24 protein-coding genes are annotated in these 24,010 nt (G+C 66.1%); 22 read left to right on the forward strand and 2 right to left on the reverse strand.

Features of this window, described 5'->3' with window-relative positions; translation table 11 throughout:
• Positions 1-53: 53 nt before the first annotated feature.
• Complete coding sequence (gene coxB / locus B0B01_RS05080) at positions 54-893, reverse strand: cytochrome c oxidase subunit II (protein WP_076648303.1); 840 nt, start codon at positions 891-893, stop codon at positions 54-56.
• A 188-nt stretch (positions 894-1,081) separates the two neighbouring features.
• On the opposite strand from coxB, the gene tldD reads away from it, so the two are divergent.
• The 6 genes from tldD (at position 1,082) to B0B01_RS05110 (ending at position 8,396) form a co-directional block, all read left to right on the forward strand.
• On the forward strand, positions 1,082-2,503 hold the full coding sequence (tldD, locus tag B0B01_RS05085) for a metalloprotease TldD (RefSeq protein WP_076648306.1): 1,422 nt from the start codon (positions 1,082-1,084) through the stop codon (positions 2,501-2,503).
• Between the two features lie 133 nt (positions 2,504-2,636).
• Positions 2,637-3,806 (forward strand): DNA-processing protein DprA, encoded by a 1,170-nt coding sequence (gene dprA, locus B0B01_RS05090; RefSeq protein ID WP_076648309.1) that lies wholly within the window; start codon positions 2,637-2,639, stop codon positions 3,804-3,806.
• Between the two features lie 180 nt (positions 3,807-3,986).
• The gene (gene topA, locus B0B01_RS05095; RefSeq protein ID WP_076648312.1) at positions 3,987-6,668 is read left to right on the forward strand and encodes a type I DNA topoisomerase; all 2,682 of its coding nucleotides are present in this window, start codon (positions 3,987-3,989) and stop codon (positions 6,666-6,668) included.
• A gap of 84 nt (positions 6,669-6,752) precedes the next feature.
• Positions 6,753-7,457: a CoA transferase subunit A gene (locus B0B01_RS05100; protein ID WP_076648315.1), complete on the forward strand. Its 705-nt coding sequence runs from the start codon at positions 6,753-6,755 to the stop codon at positions 7,455-7,457.
• A gap of 2 nt (positions 7,458-7,459) precedes the next feature.
• Positions 7,460-8,110, forward strand: coding sequence for a 3-oxoacid CoA-transferase subunit B (locus tag B0B01_RS05105; protein WP_076648318.1), 651 nt, complete (start codon positions 7,460-7,462; stop codon positions 8,108-8,110).
• A complete protein-coding gene (locus B0B01_RS05110; protein ID WP_076648321.1) occupies positions 8,103-8,396 on the forward strand; it encodes a GNAT family N-acetyltransferase in 294 nt (97 codons plus the stop codon). The genes B0B01_RS05105 and B0B01_RS05110 overlap by 8 nt, the downstream gene beginning before the upstream one ends.
• A gap of 10 nt (positions 8,397-8,406) precedes the next feature.
• Here the strand turns inward: B0B01_RS05110 and B0B01_RS05115 are convergent, their stop codons facing one another.
• Entirely contained in the window at positions 8,407-9,240 is an 834-nt protein-coding gene (locus B0B01_RS05115) for a lytic transglycosylase domain-containing protein (protein WP_076650063.1), read from the reverse strand.
• 449 nt (positions 9,241-9,689) lie between these two features.
• Here B0B01_RS05115 and B0B01_RS05120 point away from each other — a divergent pair, with 449 nt between their 5' ends.
• The 16 genes from B0B01_RS05120 (at position 9,690) to B0B01_RS05195 (ending at position 23,992) form a co-directional block, all read left to right on the forward strand.
• Positions 9,690-9,884, forward strand: coding sequence for a Flp family type IVb pilin (locus tag B0B01_RS05120; protein ID WP_076648324.1), 195 nt, complete (start codon positions 9,690-9,692; stop codon positions 9,882-9,884).
• Positions 9,885-10,037: 153 nt separating this feature from the next.
• On the forward strand, positions 10,038-10,880 hold the full coding sequence (cpaB, locus tag B0B01_RS05125; RefSeq protein ID WP_076648327.1) for a Flp pilus assembly protein CpaB: 843 nt from the start codon (positions 10,038-10,040) through the stop codon (positions 10,878-10,880).
• Between the two features lie 210 nt (positions 10,881-11,090).
• Positions 11,091-12,506: a type II and III secretion system protein family protein gene (locus B0B01_RS05130; protein WP_076648330.1), complete on the forward strand. Its 1,416-nt coding sequence runs from the start codon at positions 11,091-11,093 to the stop codon at positions 12,504-12,506.
• 11 nt (positions 12,507-12,517) lie between these two features.
• Positions 12,518-13,177 carry an OmpA family protein gene (locus B0B01_RS05135; RefSeq protein ID WP_076648333.1) on the forward strand — a complete coding sequence of 220 codons (660 nt, stop codon included), beginning with the start codon at positions 12,518-12,520 and terminating at the stop codon, positions 13,175-13,177.
• 196 nt (positions 13,178-13,373) lie between these two features.
• Positions 13,374-14,612: an AAA family ATPase gene (locus tag B0B01_RS05140; RefSeq protein WP_076648336.1), complete on the forward strand. Its 1,239-nt coding sequence runs from the start codon at positions 13,374-13,376 to the stop codon at positions 14,610-14,612.
• Between the two features lie 15 nt (positions 14,613-14,627).
• Entirely contained in the window at positions 14,628-16,103 is a 1,476-nt protein-coding gene (locus tag B0B01_RS05145) for a CpaF family protein (RefSeq protein WP_076648339.1), read from the forward strand.
• On the forward strand, positions 16,103-17,071 hold the full coding sequence (locus tag B0B01_RS05150) for a type II secretion system F family protein (protein WP_076648342.1): 969 nt from the start codon (positions 16,103-16,105) through the stop codon (positions 17,069-17,071). The genes B0B01_RS05145 and B0B01_RS05150 overlap by 1 nt, the downstream gene beginning before the upstream one ends.
• A gap of 10 nt (positions 17,072-17,081) precedes the next feature.
• Complete coding sequence (locus B0B01_RS05155; RefSeq protein WP_076648345.1) at positions 17,082-18,065, forward strand: type II secretion system F family protein; 984 nt, start codon at positions 17,082-17,084, stop codon at positions 18,063-18,065.
• A 205-nt stretch (positions 18,066-18,270) separates the two neighbouring features.
• Entirely contained in the window at positions 18,271-18,678 is a 408-nt protein-coding gene (locus B0B01_RS05160) for a tetratricopeptide repeat protein (protein ID WP_407675221.1), read from the forward strand.
• A 56-nt stretch (positions 18,679-18,734) separates the two neighbouring features.
• Positions 18,735-19,583, forward strand: a complete 849-nt coding sequence (locus B0B01_RS05165) for a tetratricopeptide repeat protein (RefSeq protein ID WP_076648351.1) — start codon at positions 18,735-18,737, stop codon at positions 19,581-19,583.
• 3 nt (positions 19,584-19,586) lie between these two features.
• Entirely contained in the window at positions 19,587-20,081 is a 495-nt protein-coding gene (locus B0B01_RS05170; RefSeq protein WP_076648354.1) for a prepilin peptidase, read from the forward strand.
• Between the two features lie 75 nt (positions 20,082-20,156).
• Positions 20,157-21,464, forward strand: a complete 1,308-nt coding sequence (locus B0B01_RS05175) for an ATPase (protein ID WP_076648357.1) — start codon at positions 20,157-20,159, stop codon at positions 21,462-21,464.
• A 119-nt stretch (positions 21,465-21,583) separates the two neighbouring features.
• A complete protein-coding gene (locus B0B01_RS05180; protein WP_076648360.1) occupies positions 21,584-22,063 on the forward strand; it encodes an SspB family protein in 480 nt (159 codons plus the stop codon).
• Between the two features lie 95 nt (positions 22,064-22,158).
• Positions 22,159-23,550 (forward strand): class II fumarate hydratase, encoded by a 1,392-nt coding sequence (fumC, locus tag B0B01_RS05185; RefSeq protein WP_076648363.1) that lies wholly within the window; start codon positions 22,159-22,161, stop codon positions 23,548-23,550.
• Positions 23,550-23,783 carry a DUF4169 family protein gene (locus B0B01_RS05190; RefSeq protein WP_076648366.1) on the forward strand — a complete coding sequence of 78 codons (234 nt, stop codon included), beginning with the start codon at positions 23,550-23,552 and terminating at the stop codon, positions 23,781-23,783. Before fumC ends, B0B01_RS05190 begins: the two co-directional genes overlap by 1 nt.
• A complete protein-coding gene (locus B0B01_RS05195) occupies positions 23,780-23,992 on the forward strand; it encodes a ribbon-helix-helix domain-containing protein (RefSeq protein ID WP_076648368.1) in 213 nt (70 codons plus the stop codon). Before B0B01_RS05190 ends, B0B01_RS05195 begins: the two co-directional genes overlap by 4 nt.
• The last annotated feature ends 18 nt before the right edge of the window (positions 23,993-24,010 follow it).

The following is a 24,010-nucleotide window of genomic DNA, read 5'->3' on the forward strand; positions in this document are numbered from 1 at the left end:
GTCTGCTCCTGCAGGGGCGGGCGGCGCCGGAACGCGCCGCGCCGGTCCCGTTCCTATCGTGCGGCCACCTGGAAATCGCGCGGCTGGCCGGCGAATTCTTCCTGGGCCTCGTCGAGCCAGCGCTCGTATTCCTCTTCGCTCACCGCCCGGACCGTGATCGGCATATAGGCGTGATCCTTGCCGCAGAGCTCGGAACACTGGCCGAAATACAGCCCCTCGTCATCGACCTTGAACCACAGTTCGGCAAGGCGCCCCGGAACGCCGTCCTGCTTGACCCCGAAGGAGGGCACGGCCCAGGAGTGGATCACGTCGGAGGCCGTCACCTGCATGACCACCACCTTGCCGACCGGAACAACCACCGCGTTGTCGGTCGCCAGCAGGTATTCGTCGTCCTCATAGCCGTTCTCGGCTAGTTCGTCCCGGCCGAGCATGAAACTGTCGAAGCCGAAGTCGTGATCGACGTATTCGTAGCTCCAGTACCACTGGTTCCCGGTCACCTTGATGGTGATGTCGCCGTCGGGAATCTCCTGCTGCTTGAACAGGACCGGCAGCGAGAAGGTGCCGATGAACATCAGGATCAGGATCGGAACCACCGTCCAGGTGATCTCGAGCGGGGCGTTATGTGCGAACCGTGCCGGCACCGGGTTGGAGCGGCTGTTGTAGCGCAGGATCGCATAGATCAGGAGCACCGTGACCAGCACGCAGATCCCGGTGATGATCACGAGGATCAGCCAGTCGAGCCATTGCTGATCGCGCGCAAGTTCGGTCGCCGCATGGGGAAAACCCATTGCGCCGGACATGGGCTTGCCGATGATTTCGGGTCGCTCCTGCGCAAAGGCCGGCAGCCCGCCCAGAGCGGCGAAGAGCGCGGTAAATGTGAAAGTCTTCTTCATTTCATGTCCTGACCGATTGATCTCTGTCCCGTGTCTGGCCCGTATGGCGGGCGGGGCCGACACGCAATTTGCGCCGCCCCGTTGTCATCGGCTCCATTAGTAATCATGTTCGTTACGTCAAATAAAGGCTTCTGATGATGTCACCATGACGTTTTTTTGATCTGCATCAAGTCCCGAGGCTGCTTCCCATGGCCGAATCGCCGTTCCGACCCTTTGAACACGACCTTCCGCTGGACGAGGCTCTCGCGGTGCTGCGCGATGCCACGAGCGGCGCCGATGACGGGGAGATCTTTGCCGAGCGGCAGCGCTCCGAACTGCTGAGCTTTGACGACGGGCGGCTGCGCAGCGCCAGCTACAACGCCGCCGAGGGGTTCGGGCTGCGCGCCGTGCGCGGCGAGGTGTCTGGTTACGCGCATTCGACCGAACTGTCGCTGCCGGCGCTGCGCCGCGCCGCCGAAACCGCGCGCCTTGCCGTCGGCGACGGGGGCGGAACATGGGCCGATGCCCCCCGCGCCACCAACCAGCACCGCTATGGCGATGCGGATCCGATCGACGGCATCGCCTTTCCGGTCAAGATCGACACGCTGCGCGAGATCGACGCCTTTGCCCGCGCACTCGATCCGCGTATCGTGCAGGTCTCGGCAACCATCGCCGCATCGCTGCAGGAGGTCGCGATCCTGCGCCCCGACGGGGTGCATCTGCGCGACACCCGCCCGATGAGCCGGGTCAACGTCTCGGTCATCGTCGAGGAAAACGGCCGGCGCGAAAGCGGTCACGCGGGTGGCGGCGGGCGCATCGGGCTCGGGGGGCCGATCTCGGCCGGCGACTGGCAGGACAAGGCGCGCGAGGCGCTGCGCATCGCGCTCGTCAACCTGCGCGCCGAGCCCGCACCGGCCGGCGTGATGGAGGTCGCGCTCGGCCCCGGCTGGCCCGGCATCCTGCTGCACGAGGCGGTCGGGCACGGGCTCGAGGGCGATTTCAACCGCAAGGGTTCGAGCGTCTTTGCCGGGCTCATGGGACAGCGCGTCGCCGCGCCCGGCGTCACGGTGGTGGACGACGGCACCATTGCGGACCGGCGCGGCTCGCTCACTTTCGACGATGAGGGCACGCCCTCGCGGCGCAACGTGCTGATCGAGGACGGCATTCTCGTCGGGCTGATGCAGGACCGCCAGAACGCGCGCCTGATGGGGACCGAGCCCACCGGCAACGGGCGGCGCGAAAGCTTTGCCCATGCGCCCATGCCCAGGATGACGAATACCATCATGCTCGGCGGCGATGCCGATCCGGGCGACATCGTGGCCGGGATTGGCGACGGGATCTGGGCGGTCGGATTCGGCGGGGGGCAGGTGGACATCACCAACGGCAAGTTCGTCTTTTCCTGCACCGAGGCCTATCGCGTCAGGAACGGCCGGATCGGCGCCCCGGTGAAGGGCGCGACGCTGATCGGCGACGGGGCGACCGCGCTTCGGCATATCCGCGCGCTCGGCAATGACATGGCGCTCGATCCGGGAATGGGCAACTGCGGCAAGGCCGGCCAGTGGGTGCCGGTCGGGGTCGGCCAGCCCACGGTGCTGATCGACGGGCTGACGGTCGGCGGTTCCGCCACCTGACCGCGCCGCCTGGAGCCGGGGATTGGGCGAACGGGGCCGGCCGCGGCACGGCGCGCCGCGCCTTCCCGTTCGGGTTCACGATCCGTTAACCTTTCCCGCGCTAGACAGGTCCGGCAATCAGGCGGAGTTACGGATGATCGAGGGACAGTTTTCTTCCAGGCCCCCCCCACTCCCACCGATGGCCGACGAAGAAAGGTTTTCGTGGCTTCGCCTGTTGCGCTCCCGCCGCGTGGGGGTGGCCACGTTCCACCGCCTGCTGGCCGAATACGGCAGCGCAGAACAGGCACTTGCCGCTTTGCCCGAAATCGCCCGCGCGGCGGGAGTCCCCAATTACGAGATCTGTCCCCCGGGCGTGATCGAGGCCGAAATCAGGGCCGCGCGCGCCGCCGGGGCGCGGCTTCTGTGCCTGAACGACCCGTTTTATCCCGCCGCGCTTGCCGGCATTGACGAGGCCCCGCCCCTGCTCTGGGCGATCGGCCGGATCGACCTGCTGGGGCGGGCTATGCTTGCGATCGTGGGGGCGCGCAACGCCTCTTCGCTCGGCACGCGGATGGCGCGCGGCCTTGCGCGTGAACTTGGCGTGCAGGGCTTCGTCACCGTCTCGGGGCTGGCGCGCGGCATCGACGCCGCCGCCCATGGCGCAAGCCTCGACAGCGGAACCATCGCCGTGGTGGCGGGCGGGGTCGATACGGTCTATCCGGCAGAAAATGCCAGGCTGCGCGAGGACATCGCGCGCGAGGGGCTCATCCTGTCCGAACAGCCCATGGGCATGGCGCCGCAGGCGCGTCATTTCCCGCGCCGCAACCGGATCATCTCGGGGCTCGCGCAGGGGGTGGTGGTGGTCGAGGCGGCGGCGAAGTCCGGCAGCCTCATCACCGCGCGCGATGCGCTGGATCAGGGGCGCGAGGTGCTGGCGGTGCCCGGCCACCCCTTCGACGCCCGTGCCGCGGGCTGCAACATGCTGATTCGCGACGGTGCGCAACTGGTCCGCAACGCCGCCGACGTGATCGCCGCCGTGGCCGTGCAGCCGGCGGCGCCCGCCGCCGCCGAAGCCCCGCAGGAAGAAACCCCGCAGGAAAAGACCGCAATTCCTGCGCCCCCGCCGCCACGGCGCAGCCTGCGGGAAACCGCGGCCCTGCACCGCGCGATTCTTGCCCGGCTCAGCCCCTCGCCCCTGGCCGAGGATCAGTTGATCCGCGACATGGCCATGACCGCCGGCGAACTTGGCGTGACGCTTGTCGATCTCGAGATCGAGGGGCGGATCCAGCGCCAGCCGGGCGGGCTCATCTCGCTTGGGCGATAGCCACCCGCCTGCCCGGCGCGGATGATTGCGGCCCGGCGGGCGCCGGGCGCAGCGACCACCCCGAGAAAGATCCGGGGCGATCCGGGCCGAAAATACGGCGCATTGACATTCCCGCCAGCGCTCCACACATGTGGGGCAAAATTGCTCGCGGTATGTCCACCGCAGGAGGTCAGCCACTAAATGCCCGTCGTCATTGTCGAATCTCCGGCCAAGGCCAAGACGATCAGCAAATATCTCGGCCCGGGCTATACGGTTCTGGCATCCTACGGCCATGTGCGCGACCTGCCGGCCAAGGACGGCTCGGTCGAGCCGGACCAGGATTTCGACATGAAATGGGAGGTCGCGGGCGACAGCCGCAAGCATGTGAAGGCGATCGCCGATGCGCTGGCCGAGGACGGCGAACTGATCCTCGCCACCGACCCCGACCGAGAGGGCGAGGCGATCAGCTGGCACCTGCAGGAGGCGCTGACCAAGCGGCGCGCGCTGAAGAAGGACACGCCCGTTTCGCGCGTCACCTTCAACGCCATCACCAGGGATGCGGTGACGCGGGCGATGGAGAATCCCCGCCAGGTGGACATGCCGCTGGTCGAGGCCTATCTCGCCCGGCGCGCGCTTGACTATCTGGTCGGCTTCAACCTGAGCCCGGTGCTCTGGCGCAAGCTTCCCGGCGCGAAATCGGCGGGGCGGGTGCAATCGGTGGCGCTGCGCCTGATCGTCGAGCGCGAGATGGAGATCGAGGCCTTCCGCGCCCGCGAATACTGGAGCGTGAAGGCACTGCTTTCGACGCCGCGCGGCCAGGAATACGAGGCCCGGCTCACGGTTCTCGCCGGCCGGAAGCTCGACCGCTACGACATCGAAAACGCGACCCAGGCCGAGCTGGCCGTGCAGGCCATCACCAGCCGCGACCTTGCGGTGAAATCGGTCGAGGCGAAACCCGCAAGCCGCAACCCGGCCGCGCCCTTCATGACCTCGACGCTCCAGCAGGAGGCCAGCCGCAAGTTCGGCATGGGCGCACGCCAGACCATGAGCGCCGCCCAGCGCCTCTACGAGGCCGGGCACATCACCTATATGCGGACCGACGGCATCGACATGGCGCCCGAAGCCGTCCATGCGGCGCGCGATGCGATCCGGGCGCGCTTTGGCGACGATTACGTTCCGAAATCGCCGCGGATGTACAAGAACAAGGCCAAGAACGCCCAGGAAGCGCATGAATGTATCCGCCCGACCGTGATGGAAAAGGATGCGGCGGCCTTGCGCCTGTCCGACCCCGACCAGCGCCGGCTTTACGATCTGATCTGGAAGCGCACGCTGGCCTGCCAGATGCAGAGCGCCCGGATCGAGCGCACCACCGTCGATATCGCCAGTGGCGACGGCGAGGTGGAACTGCGCGCAACCGGGCAGGTGATGCTGTTCGACGGGTTTCTGCGCATCTACGAAGAGGGGCGCGACGACAGCGACGGCGCAGAGGATGAAAAACGCCTGCCCCAGATCGCCGAGGGCGAGCCGGCCGAAAAGCGCGGCATCACGCCGGAGCAGCATTTCACCCAGCCGCCGCCGCGCTTTACCGAGGCGACGCTGGTCAAGCGCATGGAGGAGCTCGGCATCGGCCGGCCCTCGACCTATGCCAGCATCGTCACCACGATTCAGGATCGCGGCTATGTCCGCAAGGACAAGAACCGCCTGTTCCCCGAGGACAAGGGGCGGCTGGTGACGGCATTTCTGGAAAACTACTTCCGCCGCTATGTCGGTTACGATTTCACCGCCGCGCTCGAGGATCAGCTGGATCACATCAGCGCCGGCGACGCCGATTACAAGGAAGTGCTCGCGAGCTTCTGGCGCGATTTCTCGGCCGCGATCGCGGAAACCAGCGAATTGCGCATCACCGAGGTGCTGGAAAAGATCAACGAGGTGCTGGAGCCGCACCTGTTCCCCCCGACCGGGGACGGCAGCGATCCCCGCCTCTGCCCGCATTGCGGCAAGGGGCGGCTGTCCATGCGCACCGCGCGGTCGGGCGGGGCCTTCATCGGCTGCTCGAACTACCCCGAATGCCGCTATACCCGCCCCTTCGGCCCGCCGGGCATGGAAGAAGACAGCGCGATCCCGCCCGAAGGCAAGCTTCTTGGCCATGACGAGGGCGATGCGATCCGCGTCTTCAAGGGCCGTTTCGGCCCCTATGTGCAGCGCGGCGAGGCGACCGAGGACAACAAGAAACCCCCGCGCCAGTCGATTCCCAAGGACTGGTCGCCCGAGGAGATCGAGCTTGACCGCGCGCTCATGCTGCTGTCGCTGCCGCGCCCCATCGGGCCGCATCCCGACGACGGGGTGATGATCTGGGCCAATATCGGCCGTTACGGTCCCTATCTCAAACATGCCGAAAGCACATCGGAACGCGGCGGAACGAATGCCAATCTCGAAAACATCGACGAGGTGTTCACCGTCGGCATGAACCGCGCCGTGCAGCTTCTGGCCGAGAAGGTCGCAAGCCGCGGCGCGCGCGGACGGGGCGGCAAGACGCTGCGCGAACTGGGCGAACACCCCGAGGCCGGCGGCGCCATCAGCCTCATGGATGGCCGCTATGGCCCTTATGTCAAATGGGGCAAGATCAACGCGACCCTGCCCAAGGACACCGCACCCGAGGCCGTGACCGTGGAGATGGCGGTCGAACTGATCGCGGAAAAGGCGGCGAAATCGGGCAAGAAGGCCCCTGCGGCGAAAAAGGCCCCGGCCAAGCGCGCCTCGACCCGCAAGACGGCGGCCCCGAAAAAAACGGCGGCGAAAACGGCGGCAAAAAAGACCCCGGCCAAGCAGACGGCGGCCAAGGCCACGACGAAGAAGGCTGCGGCCGGTTCGGGCGAGGGCTGAACCGGCCGCCGCGCCCGGCATCCGGTTGACACCGTTCCATGGCGGCGGCACGATCACCGTGACCGCATTTCCAGGGGGTGATCCATGAAGAAGGTCTATGATACCGCGGCCGAGGCGCTCGACGGGCTGTTGCATGACGGCATGCTGATCGCGGCCGGCGGCTTCGGCCTTTGCGGTATTCCCGAACTGCTGATCGCGGCGATCCGCGATGCGGGCACAAAGGATCTGACGGTTGCCTCGAACAACGCCGGGGTGGATGATTTCGGCCTCGGCGTGCTGCTCCAGTCGCGCCAGATCCGGAAGATGATTTCCTCCTACGTTGGCGAAAACGCCGAATTCATGCGCCAGTATCTGAGCGGCGAGCTTGAACTCGAATTCAACCCGCAGGGCACGCTGGCCGAACGCATGCGCGCCGGCGGCTCCGGCATTCCCGGTTTCTATACCAGGACCGGCGTCGGCACGGTGATCGCCGAGGGCAAGGAGCACAAGGAATTCGACGGCGAGACCTATGTGATGGAACGCGGCATCGTTGCCGACCTTTCCATCGTCAAGGCATGGAAGGCCGACGACACCGGCAATCTGGTGTTCCGCAAGACCGCGCGCAATTTCAACCCGCCGGCGGCCATGTGCGGGCGCGTCTGCGTGGCCGAGGTCGAGGAAATTGTGCCCCGCGGCAGCCTTGACCCCGACCATATCCACCTGCCGGGCATCTATGTGCACCGCCTGATCCAGGGCGAACACGAAAAGCGCATCGAACAGCGCACCACCCGCAAGCGTGAGGAGGCGTGACCATGGCAAAGGATGCCACCGTTGCCGGCAAGGGCTGGGACCGCAACCAGATGGCCGCCCGCGCCGCCGAAGAGCTTGAGGACGGCTGGTATGTGAACCTCGGCATCGGCATTCCGACGCTGGTCGCGAATTACGTCGGCGACAAGGACATCACCCTGCAATCCGAGAACGGCATGCTCGGCATGGGGCCCTTCCCCTACGAGGGCGAGGAAGACCCCGACCTCATCAACGCCGGCAAGCAGACAATCACCGAACTGAACCGCACCGCCTATTTCGACAGCGCCACCAGTTTCGGCATGATCCGGGGCGGCAAGATCGCGGCGGCGATCCTCGGCGCGATGGAAGTGTCCGAAAGCGGCGACCTCGCCAACTGGATGATTCCGGGCAAGCTGGTCAAGGGCATGGGCGGGGCGATGGACCTGGTTGCCGGCGTGCCGCGCGTGATCATCGTCATGGACCATACCAACAAGCACGGCGAGCCGAAACTGCTCAGGACATGCACGCTGCCGCTCACCGGCGTCGGCGTGGTCAGCCGCATCATCACGAACCTCGGCGTGCTCGACGTGGTCGAGGGCGGGCTGAAGATCGTCGAGACGGCCGAAGGCGTGACCGAAGACGAAATCCGCGCCGCCACCGAGGCGACGATTGTCTGAGGCGTTCACCATCCGCCATCAGGCGGACGATGCGCGGGGGCGCTATTCGATCGACCTCGGCCCCGCGCAGGCGGAACTCACCTATCGGGTTCTCGCGCCCGACCTGATCTCGGCCGATCACACCTTCGTGCCGCCGGCCATGCGCGGAACCGGGGCCGCGGCGGCCCTTGTGGAACGGCTGGTCGCGGATGCCCGCGCCGATGGCCGGCGCATCCGTCCGCGCTGTTCCTATGTCGAGGCCATGCGCAGGCGTCGCCCCGAATGGGCGGATGTGTTCGCACCCTGACCCGGGGGCATCAGTTCATCGCCACGAAGACGCAGCCATCGCTCACCAGTTGCGGGCGCGTCTGGCACAGCCCGCTTGCCACCCGGAACGCCGCCAGAACCTTCGGCACGTAATCGCGCGTTTCGGCAAAGGGCGGCACGCCACCGTAACTGCGCACGCTCCCCTCGCCCGCGTTGTAGCCCGCAAGCGCAAGGATGGGGTCGTTGTCGAACTCCCCCAGCAGCCAGTCGAGGTATTTGACCCCGCCGGCGATATTGGATTCGGGCACGAAGCTGTCGGCGACGCCGAACCGCCTGGCCGTCGCCGGCATCAGCTGCATGAGACCCTGCGCCCCCGCATGGCTGACCGCATCGCTGCGCCCCCCCGATTCGACCGCGATCACCGCCAGCACGAGCGCCGGTGAAACTCGCGTGCCGATGGTCGAGCGCAGGATGTCCCCCCCGCGGGTCCGCGCGATATCCTGTAACTGCTGCAGGCGCGGCGCCCTGACCCGGTCGGACGCGGCGAGCACCGAAAGCGCCGCATCAAGCCGCCCCGCCCCGGCCCTCGCACGCCCCGGCGGAATCTGTTCCCAGAACCATGCGTAATGCCCGATGGGGGTTTCGCTCAGCGGCCCGAGGGGCGATTCGACCCATGGCTCGGGCTCCGGGCGCGGGATGATGGGCCCGGGCTTTTCGTTCGGGTCGATCTGCACCGTGATTCGCCTTGTCGTTCCCGGCGCGGGGGGCTTGATGCGTTTTGCCGAAAAGTCGCGGTACACCACCGGCTCCGCCCGCGGACGGTCAGGCGCCGCGGCCGGTGCGCTGCTGACCGGGGCCGGTTTTTCGTCCGACACGTCCACCATGACGAGGCGCTGCACCTCGGCCCTGGCCCCCGGCTGCGGGACAACCATCAGGGGAATCACCAGAGCCCAGAGCGCCGCCCTGCGCAGATACCGCTGCATACTCGATACTCACTGCCCGTTCTTTTGGTCGAGCCTTTCCCGAATCGGGGCGCATGACCAGTGCAGAGCGATGATTCATGGCAGATTTGCCGCAATTGCGGCCCTGCGGCCTCGCCATTCCTGCGTTATTGGTAAAATCCGGGTCAATTCCCGCAGGGAATCGGCCTGTTCCCGATCAGTATTACCAAAAAGTTAAAATTGGGCAGCGAAATCCTTTTTCTGCCCAATTTCTGCCACCGCTCGCCGGCTAGATGCACTCATACCGCACAGGCCACGGCCCATTCGGAACATGAGGGTTCGCAGGCAGCGCGGTCGGCAAGGCAGTTTCATTATCTGGAAAGGAAAATATCATGATCAAGTTCTTCAAGCGCTTCGGCAAGGACGAAGACGGCGCCGTCACGGTCGATTGGGTGGTGCTGACCGCCGCCGTGATCGCCCTCGGTGGTGTGGCTTATACCGGCATCAGCCGGGGCACGAACTCGCTTTCGGGTGCTGTCGGGGACTCGCTCGACAATGCAACGGTCGCAATGCCCTATAACAACTGATTTCGGACCATGATCGAAATCCGCACAAGGCCGCGCCGTGTTCCGGCGCGGCCTCATTCTTTGGTGGCCCGTGACCCGCAAAATTTGCCCGGTCTTAATCTTTCGCCTGCATGACTCGAATCCGAAGACCACGAACCCGATGGAAATGACCCTATGCGTGCAATTTTCGGCCTGGTGCTGATCGTCGGTATCGCCCTTGCAGGCGGTGCGGTGGTGATGGCGAAAAACTATCTCGCCGGCATGGAACAGGCCCTGCAGGCGGAACGGCAGAAGGATTCGGTTCCCACCACCACCGTCATGGTCGCGACCCGGGCGCTGCGCTATGGCGAGCCGCTGACGCAGGACGCGGTGCGAATGGTGCGCTGGCCCGTGGATGCCATCCCCGAAGGCGCCTATCCCGATCCGGGGACGCTTTTCCCCGCCGATGAAAGCCGCGAAAGGATCGTGCTGCGCGCCATCGAAAAGGACGAAGCCGTCCTTGCGCCAAAGGTCACGGCGCCGGGAGAAGATGCGGGAATCACCTCGCGCCTTGCGAGCGGGACGCGCGCGCTTGCGATTCGCGTTGACGTGACCTCGGGCGTTTCCGGCTTTCTGCGCCCGGGCGACCGGGTCGATGTCTACTGGACCGGGACGCCGCGCGATTCCGAGGGCGACGTGACCCGCATGATCGAGCCCGGCGTGCAGATCGTGGCCGTGGACCAGAGCGCGAACAGCGACATCGACACGACCATCGCCCGCACGATCACCGTGGCCGTGCGGCCGGAACAGGTGGCCGCGCTCACCCTCGCGCAGAACACCGGAAAGCTGACGCTCGCGCTGGTCGGCATCGACGACGGCAACCCGGCCGAGGGCGGCCCGATCGAGATAAACCAGCGCGCCCTGCTCGGCCGCGGCGCCGCAGAGCCCGCACCACTGCCCCGCAGCGAAAAGACCTGCACCATCCGCACCAGAAAGGGGACAGAGATCACCGACGTGACCATTCCCTGCACCAACTGACCACCCCCCGCCCGCCCCGCCCCACCGGTATCGGCCCCGAGGGAAGGCCGGCTTCGGCCCCGCGGCGCGGAGCGGTCTTGTTGCCGATTATCCACAGGGACCGGAGGTTGAGCATCCCGCCGGCTTGGCAGGCGTGCGGAGAGCGCGCAGTATGCATTCAATTGGGCGAAAAGACCCCAAGTGTAATGCGTATGCGAGAAGGCAGGTTTGATGAGTGTGGGTATTTTCGTGAGGACGGCCCTCGCGGGCTGGGTATTGGCGCTTTTCGCGATGTCGGGAGCAGCCGGCGCACAGGGCCTACGGGAAGTGAAGCAGGGCATCGCCTCCACCCTGGAGGTGCCGATGAACCGGGCCGTGGTGGTGGAAAGCGACACGCCCTTTGCCGAACTGACCATCGCCAATCCGGGCATCGCCGATATTTCGTCGCTTTCCGACCGCAGTATCTACGTGCTCGGCAAATCGCCCGGCCTGACGACCATGACCCTGCTTGATGAATCGGGCACGCTGATCACCAATGTCGATGTGCGGGTGGCCGCCGATGTCACCGAATTCAAGGAACGCCTGCGCCAGATCCTGCCCGGCGAACAGATCGAGGTGCGCACCGCCAATGACGGGATCGTGCTGTCGGGCGTGGTCTCCAGCAGCTCTCACCTGCAGCGCGCGCTCGATCTGGCCGAACGCTATGCGCCGGATCGCGTCTCGAACCTCATGAGCGTCGGCGGGGTGCAGCAGGTGATGCTGAAGGTCCGCTTTGCCGAGATGCAGCGTTCCGTCTCGAAATCGTTGAGTTCCTCGATCGGGCTCAACCATTCGCCGCATGGTTCGGGGCTGAGCGGCAGCGCCGGCACCGGCACCACGAACACCTCGGGCGGGGTTGCGAACAGCCTCTCCGGCAACATTCCCGGCAGCAACGAAAACGTCGGCGCGGTGCTGTTCGGTTTCAATGTCGGGGCGGTGCAGGTCGGGCTGCTGCTCGAGGCGCTCGAACGCAAGGGGGTCGTGCGCACCCTGGCCGAGCCGAATCTCACCGCCCTCTCCGGCCAGGAGGCCAAGTTCCTCGCCGGCGGCGAGTACCCGGTGCCGGTGGCGCAGGAAGGCGGGGTTTATTCGGTCGATTTCAAACCCTTCGGCATCCAGTTGAATTTCGTTCCCCGCGTGGTCGACAAGGATTTGATCAATCTGGAACTGAACGCGGCCGTGTCGGCCATCGACCGCAGCAACGAAAGCACCGTGAACGGCGCCAGCATCGTCTCTTTCACCCGGCGCGAGACCTCGACCACGGTCGAGATGCGCGACGGCGAGAGCTTCGCCATCGCCGGGCTGATCGAGGACCAGTTTCTCGACAATGCGTCGCAACTGCCGTGGCTTGGCGACGTGCCGGTCCTCGGCGCACTGTTCCGCAGTTCGGATTACCGCCGCAGCCAGACCGAACTCGTGATCATCGTTACCGCCCATCTCGTGACCCCGACCCGCGGCGAGGCCTTCATGCTCCCCACCGACCGGATCAGCCCACCAAGCGAAGCGGACCTGTTCCTGTTCGGCAAGACGAGCCGCAACCGCTCGGCAGCGGCGGGAGAGGTCGCGCGGCAGGGATTCAGCGGCTCCTACGGCTATGTAATGGATTGAGGACCGGTCAGATGTCGAAAGTTTTCGCAATCCTGAAATCGGCCACCGCCACCGCCATCGCGGCGACGATTACGGCGGCCCTGCTGGCGGGCTGCGCGCAGGAGGCCGGCCAGATGCTGGACGGGGGGTCCTTTGGTGATGCCACGCTGAACAACACCGAGATGATGAACGGCGAGCGGCAGTATACCGTGCAACTCGCCCGGCGCTTCGCGCAGGAAGTGCCGGCGACCGTGCATTTCGCCTTTGACAGCGCCGCACTCGATGCCGAGGCGCGCCGGATTCTCACTCTCCAGTCGGGCTGGATCCGCCAGTTTCCCGAGGCCCGCTTCCGCGTCTACGGCTTTACCGATCTCGTCGGCAGCGACGCCTACAATCGCCGCCTTGGCCAGCGCCGCGCCGATGCGGTGGTCGCTTTCCTCACGTCGCAGGGCATCAGCCGCGCGCGGCTCGAGGGGGTGGTGTCGCTGGGCAAGACACGCCCGGTCGTGAACACGCCCGGCCCGGAACGGGCCAACCGCCGCGCCATCACCGAAGTGACCGGCTTTGTCGCGCGCCATCCGACCCTGCTCGACGGGAAATATGCCGAGGTGATCTATCGCGAATATATCGCGAGCGCCGTTCCCGCCGGAGCCGTCGAAGAAGCCAGCCCGCAGGATCTGGCAACGCAGTGAGCGGCGCGGGCGGGATCCGCTGATCGTTCGCGTTTTCCCCACAATCGGAGCTTTTCAGCCCCAATATTGCCGCAGTTCCCCGGGAGATTTCCTCGCACGGGCCAGGCGCCGGTTTCTTGGCGCAGTCCGCTCAGGCAATTTCCACTATCGCCGCGGGGCATCGCCCGGGGCGACGCTCACGGCCGGGGACAAGGCAATGGACGAACAGCAGCCTCAGGCGGATCCGGATCCGTTCCTCGCCTGCACGATCAGCCGCGATATCCGGCGATTCGATCTTCTGATCGAGGATATGGAGTCCGTCATGGGGCCGCGCTGGGGCGAGCTCGGCTTTACCGAGGCGCTGTCGTTCCTCGACCAGCCGGAGGCCGGCAACCTGCAGTTCGTCGCGATCGCGGTCGGCCGGGAGGACGAGGCCGACCTTTCTCTCGCCGGCGCCGTCGCGGCCCGCGCCCGGGCCCGCGGCATCGGCGTGATCCTGATCGCGGCCGAGCTTTCGCCCGCCGCGCTCCACCGGCTTCTGCGCAACGGGGCCGCCGAATTCATCCCCTATCCGCTTCCCGAGGGAGAATTGCAGGACGCGGTTGCGCGCCTGCGGACGGCAGCGCCGCAGGCGCCGCATGACACCGCCAACCCCCACAGCCTGCACCCCGGTTCCACCCGCGAAGGGGCGGTGATCGTGGCGCAGGGGCTGGCCGGCGGCGTGGGCGCGACGACGCTCGCCACCAACCTCGCCTGGGAGCTTGCCCTGCTGTCACCGGAGGATGCGCCGCGGGTCTGCCTTGTCGATCTCGGGCTGCAGTTCGGCTCGGTCTCGACCTATCTAGACCTGCCGCGGCGCGAGGCCGTTCTCGACGTGCTGATGGACATGGCCCAGATCGACGAGGACAGCCTCGGCGCTGCGCTGACGAATTACGGGGATCGCCTGCAGGTGCTGACCGCCCCCGCCGATCTGGTGCCGCTCGACCTCATCACGCCCAATGATGTGCAGCGGCTGATCGACATGGCCCGGCAGCATTTCGATTACGTCGTCATCGACATGCCGCAGACGCTCATGCAGTGGTCCGAAACCGTGCTGCACGCGGCCCATGTCCATTTCGCGCTGATCGAGCTCGACATGCGCTCGGCCCAGAACGTGTTGCGGCTGAAACAGGCGCTGCAGGCCGAGGATCTGCCGTTCCACAAGCTGCGCTTCGCCCTGAACCGGGCCCCGCGGTTCACCGATCTGAACGGCCGCAGCCGGGTCCGTCGCATGACCGAATCACTTGGCATCAACATCGACCTGCTGCTCCCCGACGGCGGAAAACAGGTCGCGCAGGGCTGCGACAACGGCACGCCGCTGGCCCGCTCGGCAGCCCGCAACCCGCTGCGCCGGGAAATCATGAAACTCGCCCGTTCGCTCCATGCCATCGGGCAGGGTGCCGAAAAGGCCGCATGAAGAAAGGGGCAGGCCGTGTTCTCGCGCTACAGGAAACCGACGCCGCAACAGCCGGCAGCAGCACCTCCGGCGGAGCCGCCGACGGGGCCGACCGCGACGGGCGGCCCGCAGGCGGGTGCAGCGGCCATGCGGCCGCGCACCCCCTCGCCCGAGGCGGCAATGGGCCCGGCCCGCACGGCAGAGCCCTTTGCCGCGGACAAGGGGCGCCGGCGGCGGGAGCGCATGGCCGAACTCAAGCTCGATCTGCACCGCGCCCTGCTCGACAACCTGAACCTCGCCGCGCTGGAACATGCGAGCGAAAAGGATCTGCGCGCCGAGATCGCGGCCATCGCCGGTGAAATCCTCGACGAAAAGGGCATCACACTCGGCCGCGAAGACCGCCAGCAGCTCAACAGCGAACTTTATGACGAGGTCACGGGGCTCGGTCCGCTGGAGACGCTGCTCAAGGACGATTCCATCAGCGACATTCTCGTGAACGGGCCGCATCAGGTCTTTGTCGAGCGCGGCGGGCGGCTCGAACTCAGCGACATCGGCTTCAAGGACGAACGCCACCTGCTGCGCATCATCGACAAGATCGTCTCGGCGGTGGGGCGGCGGGTGGATGAATCCAACCCCTATGTCGACGCCCGCCTCGCAGACGGGTCGCGGTTCAATGCCATGGTTCCCCCGGTCGCGGTGGACGGCAGCCTGGTTTCGATCCGCAAGTTCCGCAAGGACAAGCTCGGCATCACGGACCTCGTGCGCTTCGGGGCGTTTTCGGAGGCCATGGCCGCCTATCTTGAGGCCGCTGTCGCCACCCGGCTCAACATCATCGTCTCGGGCGGAACCGGTTCGGGCAAGACGACGACGCTCAATGCGCTTTCCTCGTTCATCGACCACACCGAACGGATCCTGACCATCGAGGACACGGCCGAACTGCAGTTGCAGCAGATTCACGTGGGCCGCATGGAAAGCCGCCCGCCGAACGTCGAGGGCAAGGGCGAGGTGAGCGCGCGCGATTGCCTCAAGAACGCGCTGCGGATGCGCCCCGACCGCATCATCGTCGGCGAAACCCGGGGCGAAGAGGTGATCGACATGCTTCAGGCCATGAACACCGGGCATGACGGTTCCATGACCACGATCCACGCCAACAGCGCCCGCGATGCGGTGTCGCGCCTTGAAAACATGATCGCCATGGCCGGGATCGAGATGCCGATCAAGGCGATGCGCAGCCAGATCGCAAGCGCCGTGCACCTGGTGGTCCAGGCCAGCCGGCTTCAGGACGGAACGCGCCGCATGACCTCGATCACGGAAATCACCGGCATGGAGGGCGACATCATATCCATGCAGGAGATTTTCCGCTTTCAGCGCACCGGCCTTGCGCCCGACAACCGGATCATCGGGCATTTCACCGGCACCGGCGTGCGCAGCCATTTCTCCGAACGCTTCCGCATGTGGGGCCATGACCTTCCGGGTTCGATCTATGATCCGGTCCAGCCGGGGCAGTTCTGATGCAGATCGGTTTCGGACCCGTCCTCTACGGATTGATCTTTGTCAGCGTGCTGGTGCTGGTCGAGGGCATCTATCTTGTCGCCTTCGGCCGCTCGATCAGCCTTAACAGCCGGATCAACCGCCGCCTTGAAATGCTCGACAAGGGGGCGCGGCGCGAAGAGGTGCTGGAACAGCTGCGCAAGGAGATCGGCCGGCATTCCCGCGCCCGCACCATCCCGTTCTATTCCCTGCTCGCCGAGCGGGCGCAGAAGGCCGCGATCGCCTTTTCACCGCGGCAGCTCATCCTGATCATGGCGGGGCTGAGCGCGGTGGCCATGATCGGGCTCAGCCTGCTGACAGGGGCCGAACTGCCGGTTCGCGTCGCGACGGCGCTGGCAATGGGTATCGGCGGCGTCTTTGTCTGGGTCAGCTTCCGGGCGAAAAAGCGCATGGCCCTCATCGAGGAACAGTTGCCCGATGCGATCGAACTGATCGTGCGCAGCCTGCGGGTCGGGCATCCGTTTTCTTCGGCCATCGCCATCGTCGCCGACGAGATCGAGGATCCGCTCGCCACGGAATTCGGCGTGATTGCCGACGAAAGCGCCTACGGGCGCGACGTGGGCGAGGCGCTCAAGGAAATGGCCGAGCGGCTCGACATGCAGGACATGCGCTTTCTCGCCGTCGCGGTCACGATCCAGCAGCAGTCGGGCGGCAACCTGGCCGAGATCCTGGCCGGCCTGGCCAAGGTCATCCGCGCACGGTTCCGCCTGTTGCGGCGGGTCCGCGCCATCACCGCCGAGGCCAAGTGGTCCGGCAAGTTCCTGTCGGCCTTTCCGTTGTTGTGCCTGCTGTTCATCACCGTGAAGGATCCGCATTACTATGACGAGGTGATCGACCATCCCTGGTTCATCCCCGCCTGCTTCGTGGTCGGGATCCTGCTCTGCCTCAACCTGGTCGTCATGCGGGTTCTGACCAACATCCGCGTTTGAGGGGAATGCCATGGACCTTGCGAACCGCGTCTCTGCCCTGCTGACGGATCTGCTCGGGCCGCTTGGGCCGTTGATCGCGCTTGGCGGATTCGGGGCGCTGCTGATATTCGTCACGCTGCCGCTCATGCTGCTGCTCCGGCGCGAGGATCCGCTGAAGAAGCTGCAGCGCACCACCCGCGAAGCCGCGCCGCGGCGCCCGCAAAAGGAATCCCTGCGCCAGAACGGCCGCAGCGAGCAATTGCAGCGCTTTGCCGGGTTTCTCGAGCCGAAGAACGAAAAGGAACTCAGCGCGATCCAGCTTAAGCTGCGCCAGGCCGGGTACCAGTCCCGCGATTCGGTGCGCCTGTTCCATTTTTCGCAGTTCGCGCTGGGGATCGCCGGGCTCGGGCTCGGGCTGCTCTACGCCTTCGGCCTGTCCGAGGCGGCGGGCCATGACATGCAGATGCGCCTGCTTTATGTCGTCTTTCTGGCTGGCGCCGGGTATTTCCTGCCGCGGTACTGGATCACGCGCCGGATCGCCACCCGCAAGGACCAGATCATCCGCGGCTTTCCCGATGCGCTCGACATGCTGCTGGTCTGCATCGAGGCCGGGCAGTCGCTGGATCAGGCCATCGTCCGCGTGGCGGCCGAACTGCGCACCGCCTATTCCGCGCTTGCGGAAGAATTCGAGATCGTCGCCTACGAGATGAAAGCCGGAAAGGACAAGGCCACGGTGCTGCGCGACATGGGCGCGCGCTGCGGCGTCCCGGATATTTCCTCCTTCGTCACGGTGCTGATCCAGTCGGCGAGCTTTGGCACCTCGATCGCCGATGCGCTGCGCGTCTATGCGGCGGAAATGCGCGACAAGCGGGTGATGCGCGCGGAAGAGGCGGCAAACAAGTTGCCAACCAAGATGACCCTCGCCACAATGATGCTGACGGTGCCGCCTCTGCTGATCATCCTGGTCGGGCCGTCGGCCAACAGCATCGCCAATCTGGGTAACATGGGCAACTGACAGGATGTTTCGGCGTGACCGGGGCGGAAATCGGCGGGTTGGCCGGCTGGCATGGCCGCTGCTGACCCTATGCCTCGCGGCATCGGGCTGCGGAGCCGGCTTTTTCCCGGGCAATGCCGGGCGTTTTGCCGATACCGGCCCTTTCGCGCCCGGCACGGATCCGAAAGGCGCCGCCGTTGATGGCGTTACGGTGGGCAACCGCCTGATGGCTGCGGGCGAGCACGAACTTGCGCTGCGGGCCTTTACCCGCGCGGCGCTCGATCAGGGGATGACCGCCGAGATCACGGGCGGGCTCGGCACCGCCAATCTCGGGCTCGGGCGGCTCGGCCAGGCCGAACCGCTGCTGCGCCGCGCGGTCGAGATGGAACCCGACTGGCCCGAGGCGTGGAACAACCTCGGGGTTCTGCTGATGGAACGCGGCGCGACGGGCGAGGCGGCGCTGACCCTGCGCAAGGCCTATGCGCTCGACAGCGGCCGGACCGATTCGATCCGCGAAAACCTGCGCCTTGCGCTCGCAAAGCGCGACGCATCTGATAAGACCGGGCCGGAGGCGGCCGGCTATATATTGATGCGGCAGGGCAGCAGCCAGTATCGTATCAGCCGGGCGCCGTGACGGGGACAGCGTGAAAAGCGCAAAGCGCTGAATGTTTGACGAGTGGAGTTGTTGATATGTTTCGGTTGTTCACGGGCCCGCTGGCCCTCGGCTGTCTCCTGATCCTCGCCGCCTGCGCCGACAAGGGGGAACGGGCGGTCGACGAGGCATTCGCCGACCTCAATGTGATCGACGAAAGCAACCTGAGCGATGTCATGCTGACCGTTGCCGATCCCTCCGAGGCGGTCAGCTATTTCCAGCGCGCCACCCGTGAAAAGCCCGACCGCATCGACCTGCAGCGGGGGCTCGCCCGCTCGCTGACCCGCGCCAGGCGCAACGCCGAGGCGGTCTCGGCCTGGAGCAGGGTCACCGCGATGCCGGGCGCGAACGAACAGGATTCGGTCGACCTTGCCGATGCGCTGATCCGCGGCGGCGACTGGGACCGGGCAAAAAGCACCCTGAACGGCATCGCCCCGACCTTCGAGACCTTTCAACGCTACCGGCTCGAAGCCATGGTCGCCGATGCGAACAAGGAATGGGCCAAGGCCGACAGCTTTTACGAAACCGCCGTCGGGCTGACCACGCAAAGCGCCGGAGTGCTGAACAACTGGGGTTATTCCAAGCTGACACGCGGCGCCTATGGCGATGCCGAACGCCTGTTCGCCGACGCGCTGCGCCAGGATCCGACCCTGTTCACCGCAAAGAACAACCTGATCCTCGCACGCGGCGCCCAGCGCAACTATACCATGCCGGTGTTTCCCACCACCCAGACCGAGCGGGCACAGCTTTTGCAGACGCTTGCGCTCACGGCGGTGAAACAGGGCGATGTGGAGACCGGCAAGGGGCTCCTGCGCGAGGCCATCGCCACGCATCCGCAGCATTTCGAAGAGGCGGTGCGCGCCCTGCGCGCGCTCGAGGCCGGCTGATCCATGCTGGTCGAGGCCAAGGCCGCGTTCTGGTTCCTGCCCTTCGTGCTGCCGATCTGCTGGCATGCCGCCTATACGGATCTGCGCGAGATGCGCATCTCCAACCGCTCGGTGCTGCTGCTTGCCGGGGTGTTCCTGCTGATCGGGCCCGTGGTGCTGCCGCTGGCGGATTACGGACAGGGGCTGGTGCAGATGGCCGCGATCCTCGCCATCGGCTTTGCGCTCAACGCGGCGGGGGCGGTCGGGGCGGGCGATGCGAAATTTGCGGCTGCCGCCGCCGGATTCATCGCGCCCGGCGATCTGCGGTTCCTGCTGGCGCTGCTCGCCGCCATGCTGCTTGCCGGCGTCGCCACCCACCGCCTTGTCCGCAGCACGGGGCTGCGCGATCTGGCACCCGGCTGGACCAGCTGGGAGCGGAAGCGAAAGTTCCCGATGGGGCTCAGTCTCGGGGGAACGCTGGCACTTTACCTGATCCTCGGGGCGCTGCTCGGACAGTGATATCCGCGCGCCTTTACCGGATCGAAAGACCCATGCGCGAGCATCAAGACGATTCGCAGCTACAGGGCTCGTCCGATGAATCTCCCGCTCGGTCCGTCTCTGGCCCCTTCCCCGCCGCGCAAGCTGGCGGAGATGCGCCTTTCGACAGTTCTCATGCGCGACATCGTTCTCAAGACGATGTTCCGCAAGAACATCGAATCCGTTGCCATACTCGCCCGGGCGATCTGCCTGCCCCTGCCGATCACGCAGGAACTTCTGGACATTGCCCGCGGTCAGAAGCTGATCGAGGCAATCGGCCATCGCGGCGGCGAAACGACCCGGGAAATGGGCTATCGCCTGACCGAATCGGGCCGGGCACGGGCCCATGATGCACTGGCGCAGTCGGCCTATTTCGGCGCCATGCCCGTGCCGCTCGGCCAGTATTGCGATCAGGTCAAGCGGCAGTCGATCCGCCGCCTTCAGATGAGCCGGTCCCGGCTGGAACAGGCGATGGCGCATCTCGTCCTGCCGCCCGGGCTGCTCGACCAGCTTGGCCCGGCGGTGGGGGCCGGGCGTTCGGTGCTGCTGTACGGCCCGCCCGGCAACGGCAAGTCCAGCATTTCGAACGCGATCCGCGATGCGCTCGGCGATCACATCCATGTTCCGCGCGCCATCGAACATGCCGGGCAGGTGATCCCGATTCATGATCCGATCGTACATGACCAAGTGCCGGAGGCCCCGGACGACCCGCTGGCGCTGCGCCTGAGCCGGCATCGCGACAGCCGTTACCTGCTTTGCAAGCGGCCCTGCGTGATTACCGGCGGCGAACTGACCCTGTCGATGCTCGACCTGACCTATGATCCGATCGCACGCACCTACCAGGCGCCGCTGCAACTGAAATCGACCGGCGGCATCTTCATCGTCGATGATCTGGGCCGCCAGGCCGATTCTCCGCAGGCGCTGATCAACCGCTGGATCGTACCGCTCGAGGAGGGGCGCGATATCCTCACCTTCCAGTCGGGCGAAAAGTTCGAGGTGCCCTTCGACACGCTGGTGATCTTTTCCACCAACCAGCACCCGGGCGCGATCTTCGATCAGGCGGCATTGCGGCGCATCTTTTTCAAGATCCGCATCGACGGACCGGGGCGGGCGGATTTTCTCAGGATCTTCTCGCAGATCGCGCGGCAGAAGGGGCTGCCGCTCGACGAGGTGTCGCTTCTGCATCTGCTCAAGGTGAAATATCCTATGATCGGCAACGTCTATGCCAGCTACCAGCCGGGCTTCCTGATCGACCAAGTGATCTCGATCTGCGATTTCGAGGGCATCCCGCGGCAGATGAGCCCCGAACTGCTGGACCGCGCATGGAGCAACATGTTTGTCCAGGGCAATGATGCTCCGCCCTGACGGCCACCGCCGCGCCGGAGCGGCGCCAGCAAAGGGGATGTTTGCGCGAAAGCGGCCCTGCACTCTTTCGTTCGCCGGCGAATCCCCTATGCTCGGCGGCAAACATGCAGAGGCTCGGAATGACGCGCGAGATCGACTACGGAAACCTGATGCACAGGGCCATGCGCGGCCTGATACGATCCGTGCTGGAGGATATCGCCGCCCATGGCCTGCCCGGCGCACATCATTTCTTCATCACCTTCGACACGGGCCATCCCGACGCGGCGCTCGCCGACTGGCTGGCCGAGCGTTACCCCGGCGAGATGACCGTCGTGCTGCAGCACTGGTACGACAATCTCGATGTCGGGGAAGACGGGTTCGCTGTAACGCTGAATTTCGGCGATTCGCCCGAGCCGCTCTATATTCCCTATGATGCCATCAAGACCTTCGTCGATCCCTCGGTCGAGTTCGGCCTGCGCTTCGAGAGCACCACGGACGACGACGAGGACGACGACGAAGAACCGGCCGAGGCGATCAACACCGACCATGCCCGCGACAGCGACGAGGACGGCAACAAGCCCGAGGCCGAGATCGTCTCGCTGGACAGCTTCCGGAAATAATCCCCTTTCCAACCCTGTGCCGACACGCCCGATTGCCCTGAGCGGCGCCGGGCGCTAGAGCGTTATGCAACGCAGCGACAGAACGGAGATCAGAGATGGCAGCGACCCGGACGGAAACCGACAGTTTCGGCCCGCTGGAGGTGCCGGCGGACAGATACTGGGGCGCGCAGACGCAACGCTCCCTGCAGAATTTTCCGATCGGCTGGGAGCGCCAGCCCGTCGCCGTCTTCCGCGCGCTCGGCGTCATCAAGAAAGCCTGCGCCCAGGCCAACATGGAGCTTGGCCGGCTTGACGAAACCCGGGGCAAGGCGATCATCGAGGCCGCGGGCGAAGTGATCGAGGGCCGGCTCGACGATCATTTCCCGCTGGTGGTCTGGCAGACCGGATCGGGCACGCAGTCGAACATGAACGCGAACGAGGTGATCTCGAACCGCGCGATCGAGATCCTGGGCGGCCGGCTCGGCTCGAAGGATCCGGTGCATCCGAACGACCATGTGAACATGGGCCAGTCCAGCAACGACACCTTCCCGACCGCCATGCATATCGCCACCGCCACCACCGCGCGCGATGTCCTGCTGCCGGGGCTGGAAAAGCTGAAGGCCGGGCTCGAAGCGAGGATCCGCGATTTCGACGGCATCATCAAGATCGGCCGCACTCATACGCAGGACGCCACGCCGCTGACCCTTTCGCAGGAATTTTCGGGCTACGTTCACCAGGTCGACATGGGAATCGCGCGCGTGCGGGACGGGCTCGGGCGGATATACGAGCTTGCGCAAGGCGGGACCGCCGTGGGCACCGGGCTCAACACCCCGCCGGGCTGGGCGGAAAAGGTCGCCGCCAACATGGCCGCGATCACCGGCCTGCCCTTCGTCACCGCGCCGAACAAGTTCGAGGCGCTGGCCGCCCATGACGCGATGGTGGAAATCTCGGGGCATCTCAGGACCGTTGCGGTCAGCCTCTACAAGATCGCGAACGACATCCGCCTGCTCGGCTCCGGGCCGCGCTGCGGGCTGGGCGAACTGATCCTGCCCGAGAACGAGCCGGGCAGTTCGATCATGCCGGGCAAGGTGAACCCGACGCAATGCGAGGCACTGACCCAGGTCTGCGTCCATGTCATGGGCAATGATGCGGCGGTCGGCTTCGCCGGCTCGCAAGGGCAGTTCGAGCTCAATACCTACAAGCCGATGATGGCCTATAACGTGTTGCAATCCATGCAGCTTCTGGGGGACGCGGCGAGCGCCTTCACCGACAACCTGATTGCGGGGCTGCGCGCCGACCGCGACCGCATCGAACGCCTGCTGCATGAATCGCTCATGCTGGTGACGGCGCTTGCCCCCGAGATCGGCTATGACAAGGCGACCGAGGTGGCAAAGACCGCCCACAGGAACGGCACCACCCTGCGCGAAGAGGCGATCCGCCTCGGTTTTGTCGATGGCGAGACATTCGATCGCGTGGTGCGCCCCGAACTGATGGTTGGCCCCCGCTGATGGCCGAGGTCGTGAACCTCAACCGCGCCCGCAAGCAGCGGGCGCGGGCGGCGCGAAAGCAGCGTGGTGACGAAAACGCCATGCGTTTCGGGCGCGGCAAGGCCGGGCGTGCGCTCGACCATGCGCTGCAGGACCGCGCGGCGCGGGCGCTTGACGGGCATCGGCTTGAGCAGGATCACGCCGGCGATCACCCTGCCCGGCGCCGGTCCGGCGAGGAACGGCCCGAAGAATGAGCCGGCCCCGCAAACGTTCGCTCACCCTGCGCGGCCACCGGACCTCGGTTTCGCTCGAGGATGAATTCTGGACCGCGTTTCGTGAAATCGCCGCCAAGGACGGCCGGGCGATAAACGACCTTGCGGCCGAGATCGACGCCGCGCGCTCGCCCCACTGCGGCCTTGCCTCGGCAATCCGCCTCTTTGTCCTGAGCCGGCTGCGCAACTGACAGGTTCGCCGCCCGCCG

The sequence above is a fragment of the Pontibaca methylaminivorans genome (assembly GCF_900156525.1).
GTDB lineage: Bacteria > Pseudomonadota > Alphaproteobacteria > Rhodobacterales > Rhodobacteraceae > Pontibaca > Pontibaca methylaminivorans.

Excerpts from the sequence above, each read along its gene's own strand:
- coxB (WP_076648303.1), bottom strand. The coding sequence starts at position 893 with ATGAAGAAGACTTTCACATTTACCGCGCTCTTCGCCGCTCTGGGCGGG.
- tldD (WP_076648306.1), top strand. The coding sequence starts at position 1,082 with ATGGCCGAATCGCCGTTCCGACCCTTTGAACACGACCTTCCGCTGGAC.
- dprA (WP_076648309.1), top strand. The coding sequence starts at position 2,637 with ATGATCGAGGGACAGTTTTCTTCCAGGCCCCCCCCACTCCCACCGATG.
- topA (WP_076648312.1), top strand. The coding sequence starts at position 3,987 with ATGCCCGTCGTCATTGTCGAATCTCCGGCCAAGGCCAAGACGATCAGC.
- B0B01_RS05100 (WP_076648315.1), top strand. The coding sequence starts at position 6,753 with ATGAAGAAGGTCTATGATACCGCGGCCGAGGCGCTCGACGGGCTGTTG.
- B0B01_RS05105 (WP_076648318.1), top strand. The coding sequence starts at position 7,460 with ATGGCAAAGGATGCCACCGTTGCCGGCAAGGGCTGGGACCGCAACCAG.
- B0B01_RS05115 (WP_076650063.1), bottom strand. The coding sequence starts at position 9,240 with ATGGTGGACGTGTCGGACGAAAAACCGGCCCCGGTCAGCAGCGCACCG.
- B0B01_RS05120 (WP_076648324.1), top strand. The coding sequence starts at position 9,690 with ATGATCAAGTTCTTCAAGCGCTTCGGCAAGGACGAAGACGGCGCCGTC.
- cpaB (WP_076648327.1), top strand. The coding sequence starts at position 10,038 with ATGCGTGCAATTTTCGGCCTGGTGCTGATCGTCGGTATCGCCCTTGCA.
- B0B01_RS05130 (WP_076648330.1), top strand. The coding sequence starts at position 11,091 with ATGAGTGTGGGTATTTTCGTGAGGACGGCCCTCGCGGGCTGGGTATTG.
- B0B01_RS05135 (WP_076648333.1), top strand. The coding sequence starts at position 12,518 with ATGTCGAAAGTTTTCGCAATCCTGAAATCGGCCACCGCCACCGCCATC.
- B0B01_RS05140 (WP_076648336.1), top strand. The coding sequence starts at position 13,374 with ATGGACGAACAGCAGCCTCAGGCGGATCCGGATCCGTTCCTCGCCTGC.
- B0B01_RS05150 (WP_076648342.1), top strand. The coding sequence starts at position 16,103 with ATGCAGATCGGTTTCGGACCCGTCCTCTACGGATTGATCTTTGTCAGC.
- B0B01_RS05155 (WP_076648345.1), top strand. The coding sequence starts at position 17,082 with ATGGACCTTGCGAACCGCGTCTCTGCCCTGCTGACGGATCTGCTCGGG.
- B0B01_RS05160 (WP_407675221.1), top strand. The coding sequence starts at position 18,271 with ATGGCTGCGGGCGAGCACGAACTTGCGCTGCGGGCCTTTACCCGCGCG.
- B0B01_RS05165 (WP_076648351.1), top strand. The coding sequence starts at position 18,735 with ATGTTTCGGTTGTTCACGGGCCCGCTGGCCCTCGGCTGTCTCCTGATC.
- B0B01_RS05170 (WP_076648354.1), top strand. The coding sequence starts at position 19,587 with ATGCTGGTCGAGGCCAAGGCCGCGTTCTGGTTCCTGCCCTTCGTGCTG.
- B0B01_RS05175 (WP_076648357.1), top strand. The coding sequence starts at position 20,157 with ATGAATCTCCCGCTCGGTCCGTCTCTGGCCCCTTCCCCGCCGCGCAAG.
- B0B01_RS05180 (WP_076648360.1), top strand. The coding sequence starts at position 21,584 with ATGACGCGCGAGATCGACTACGGAAACCTGATGCACAGGGCCATGCGC.
- fumC (WP_076648363.1), top strand. The coding sequence starts at position 22,159 with ATGGCAGCGACCCGGACGGAAACCGACAGTTTCGGCCCGCTGGAGGTG.
- B0B01_RS05190 (WP_076648366.1), top strand. The coding sequence starts at position 23,550 with ATGGCCGAGGTCGTGAACCTCAACCGCGCCCGCAAGCAGCGGGCGCGG.
- B0B01_RS05195 (WP_076648368.1), top strand. The coding sequence starts at position 23,780 with ATGAGCCGGCCCCGCAAACGTTCGCTCACCCTGCGCGGCCACCGGACC.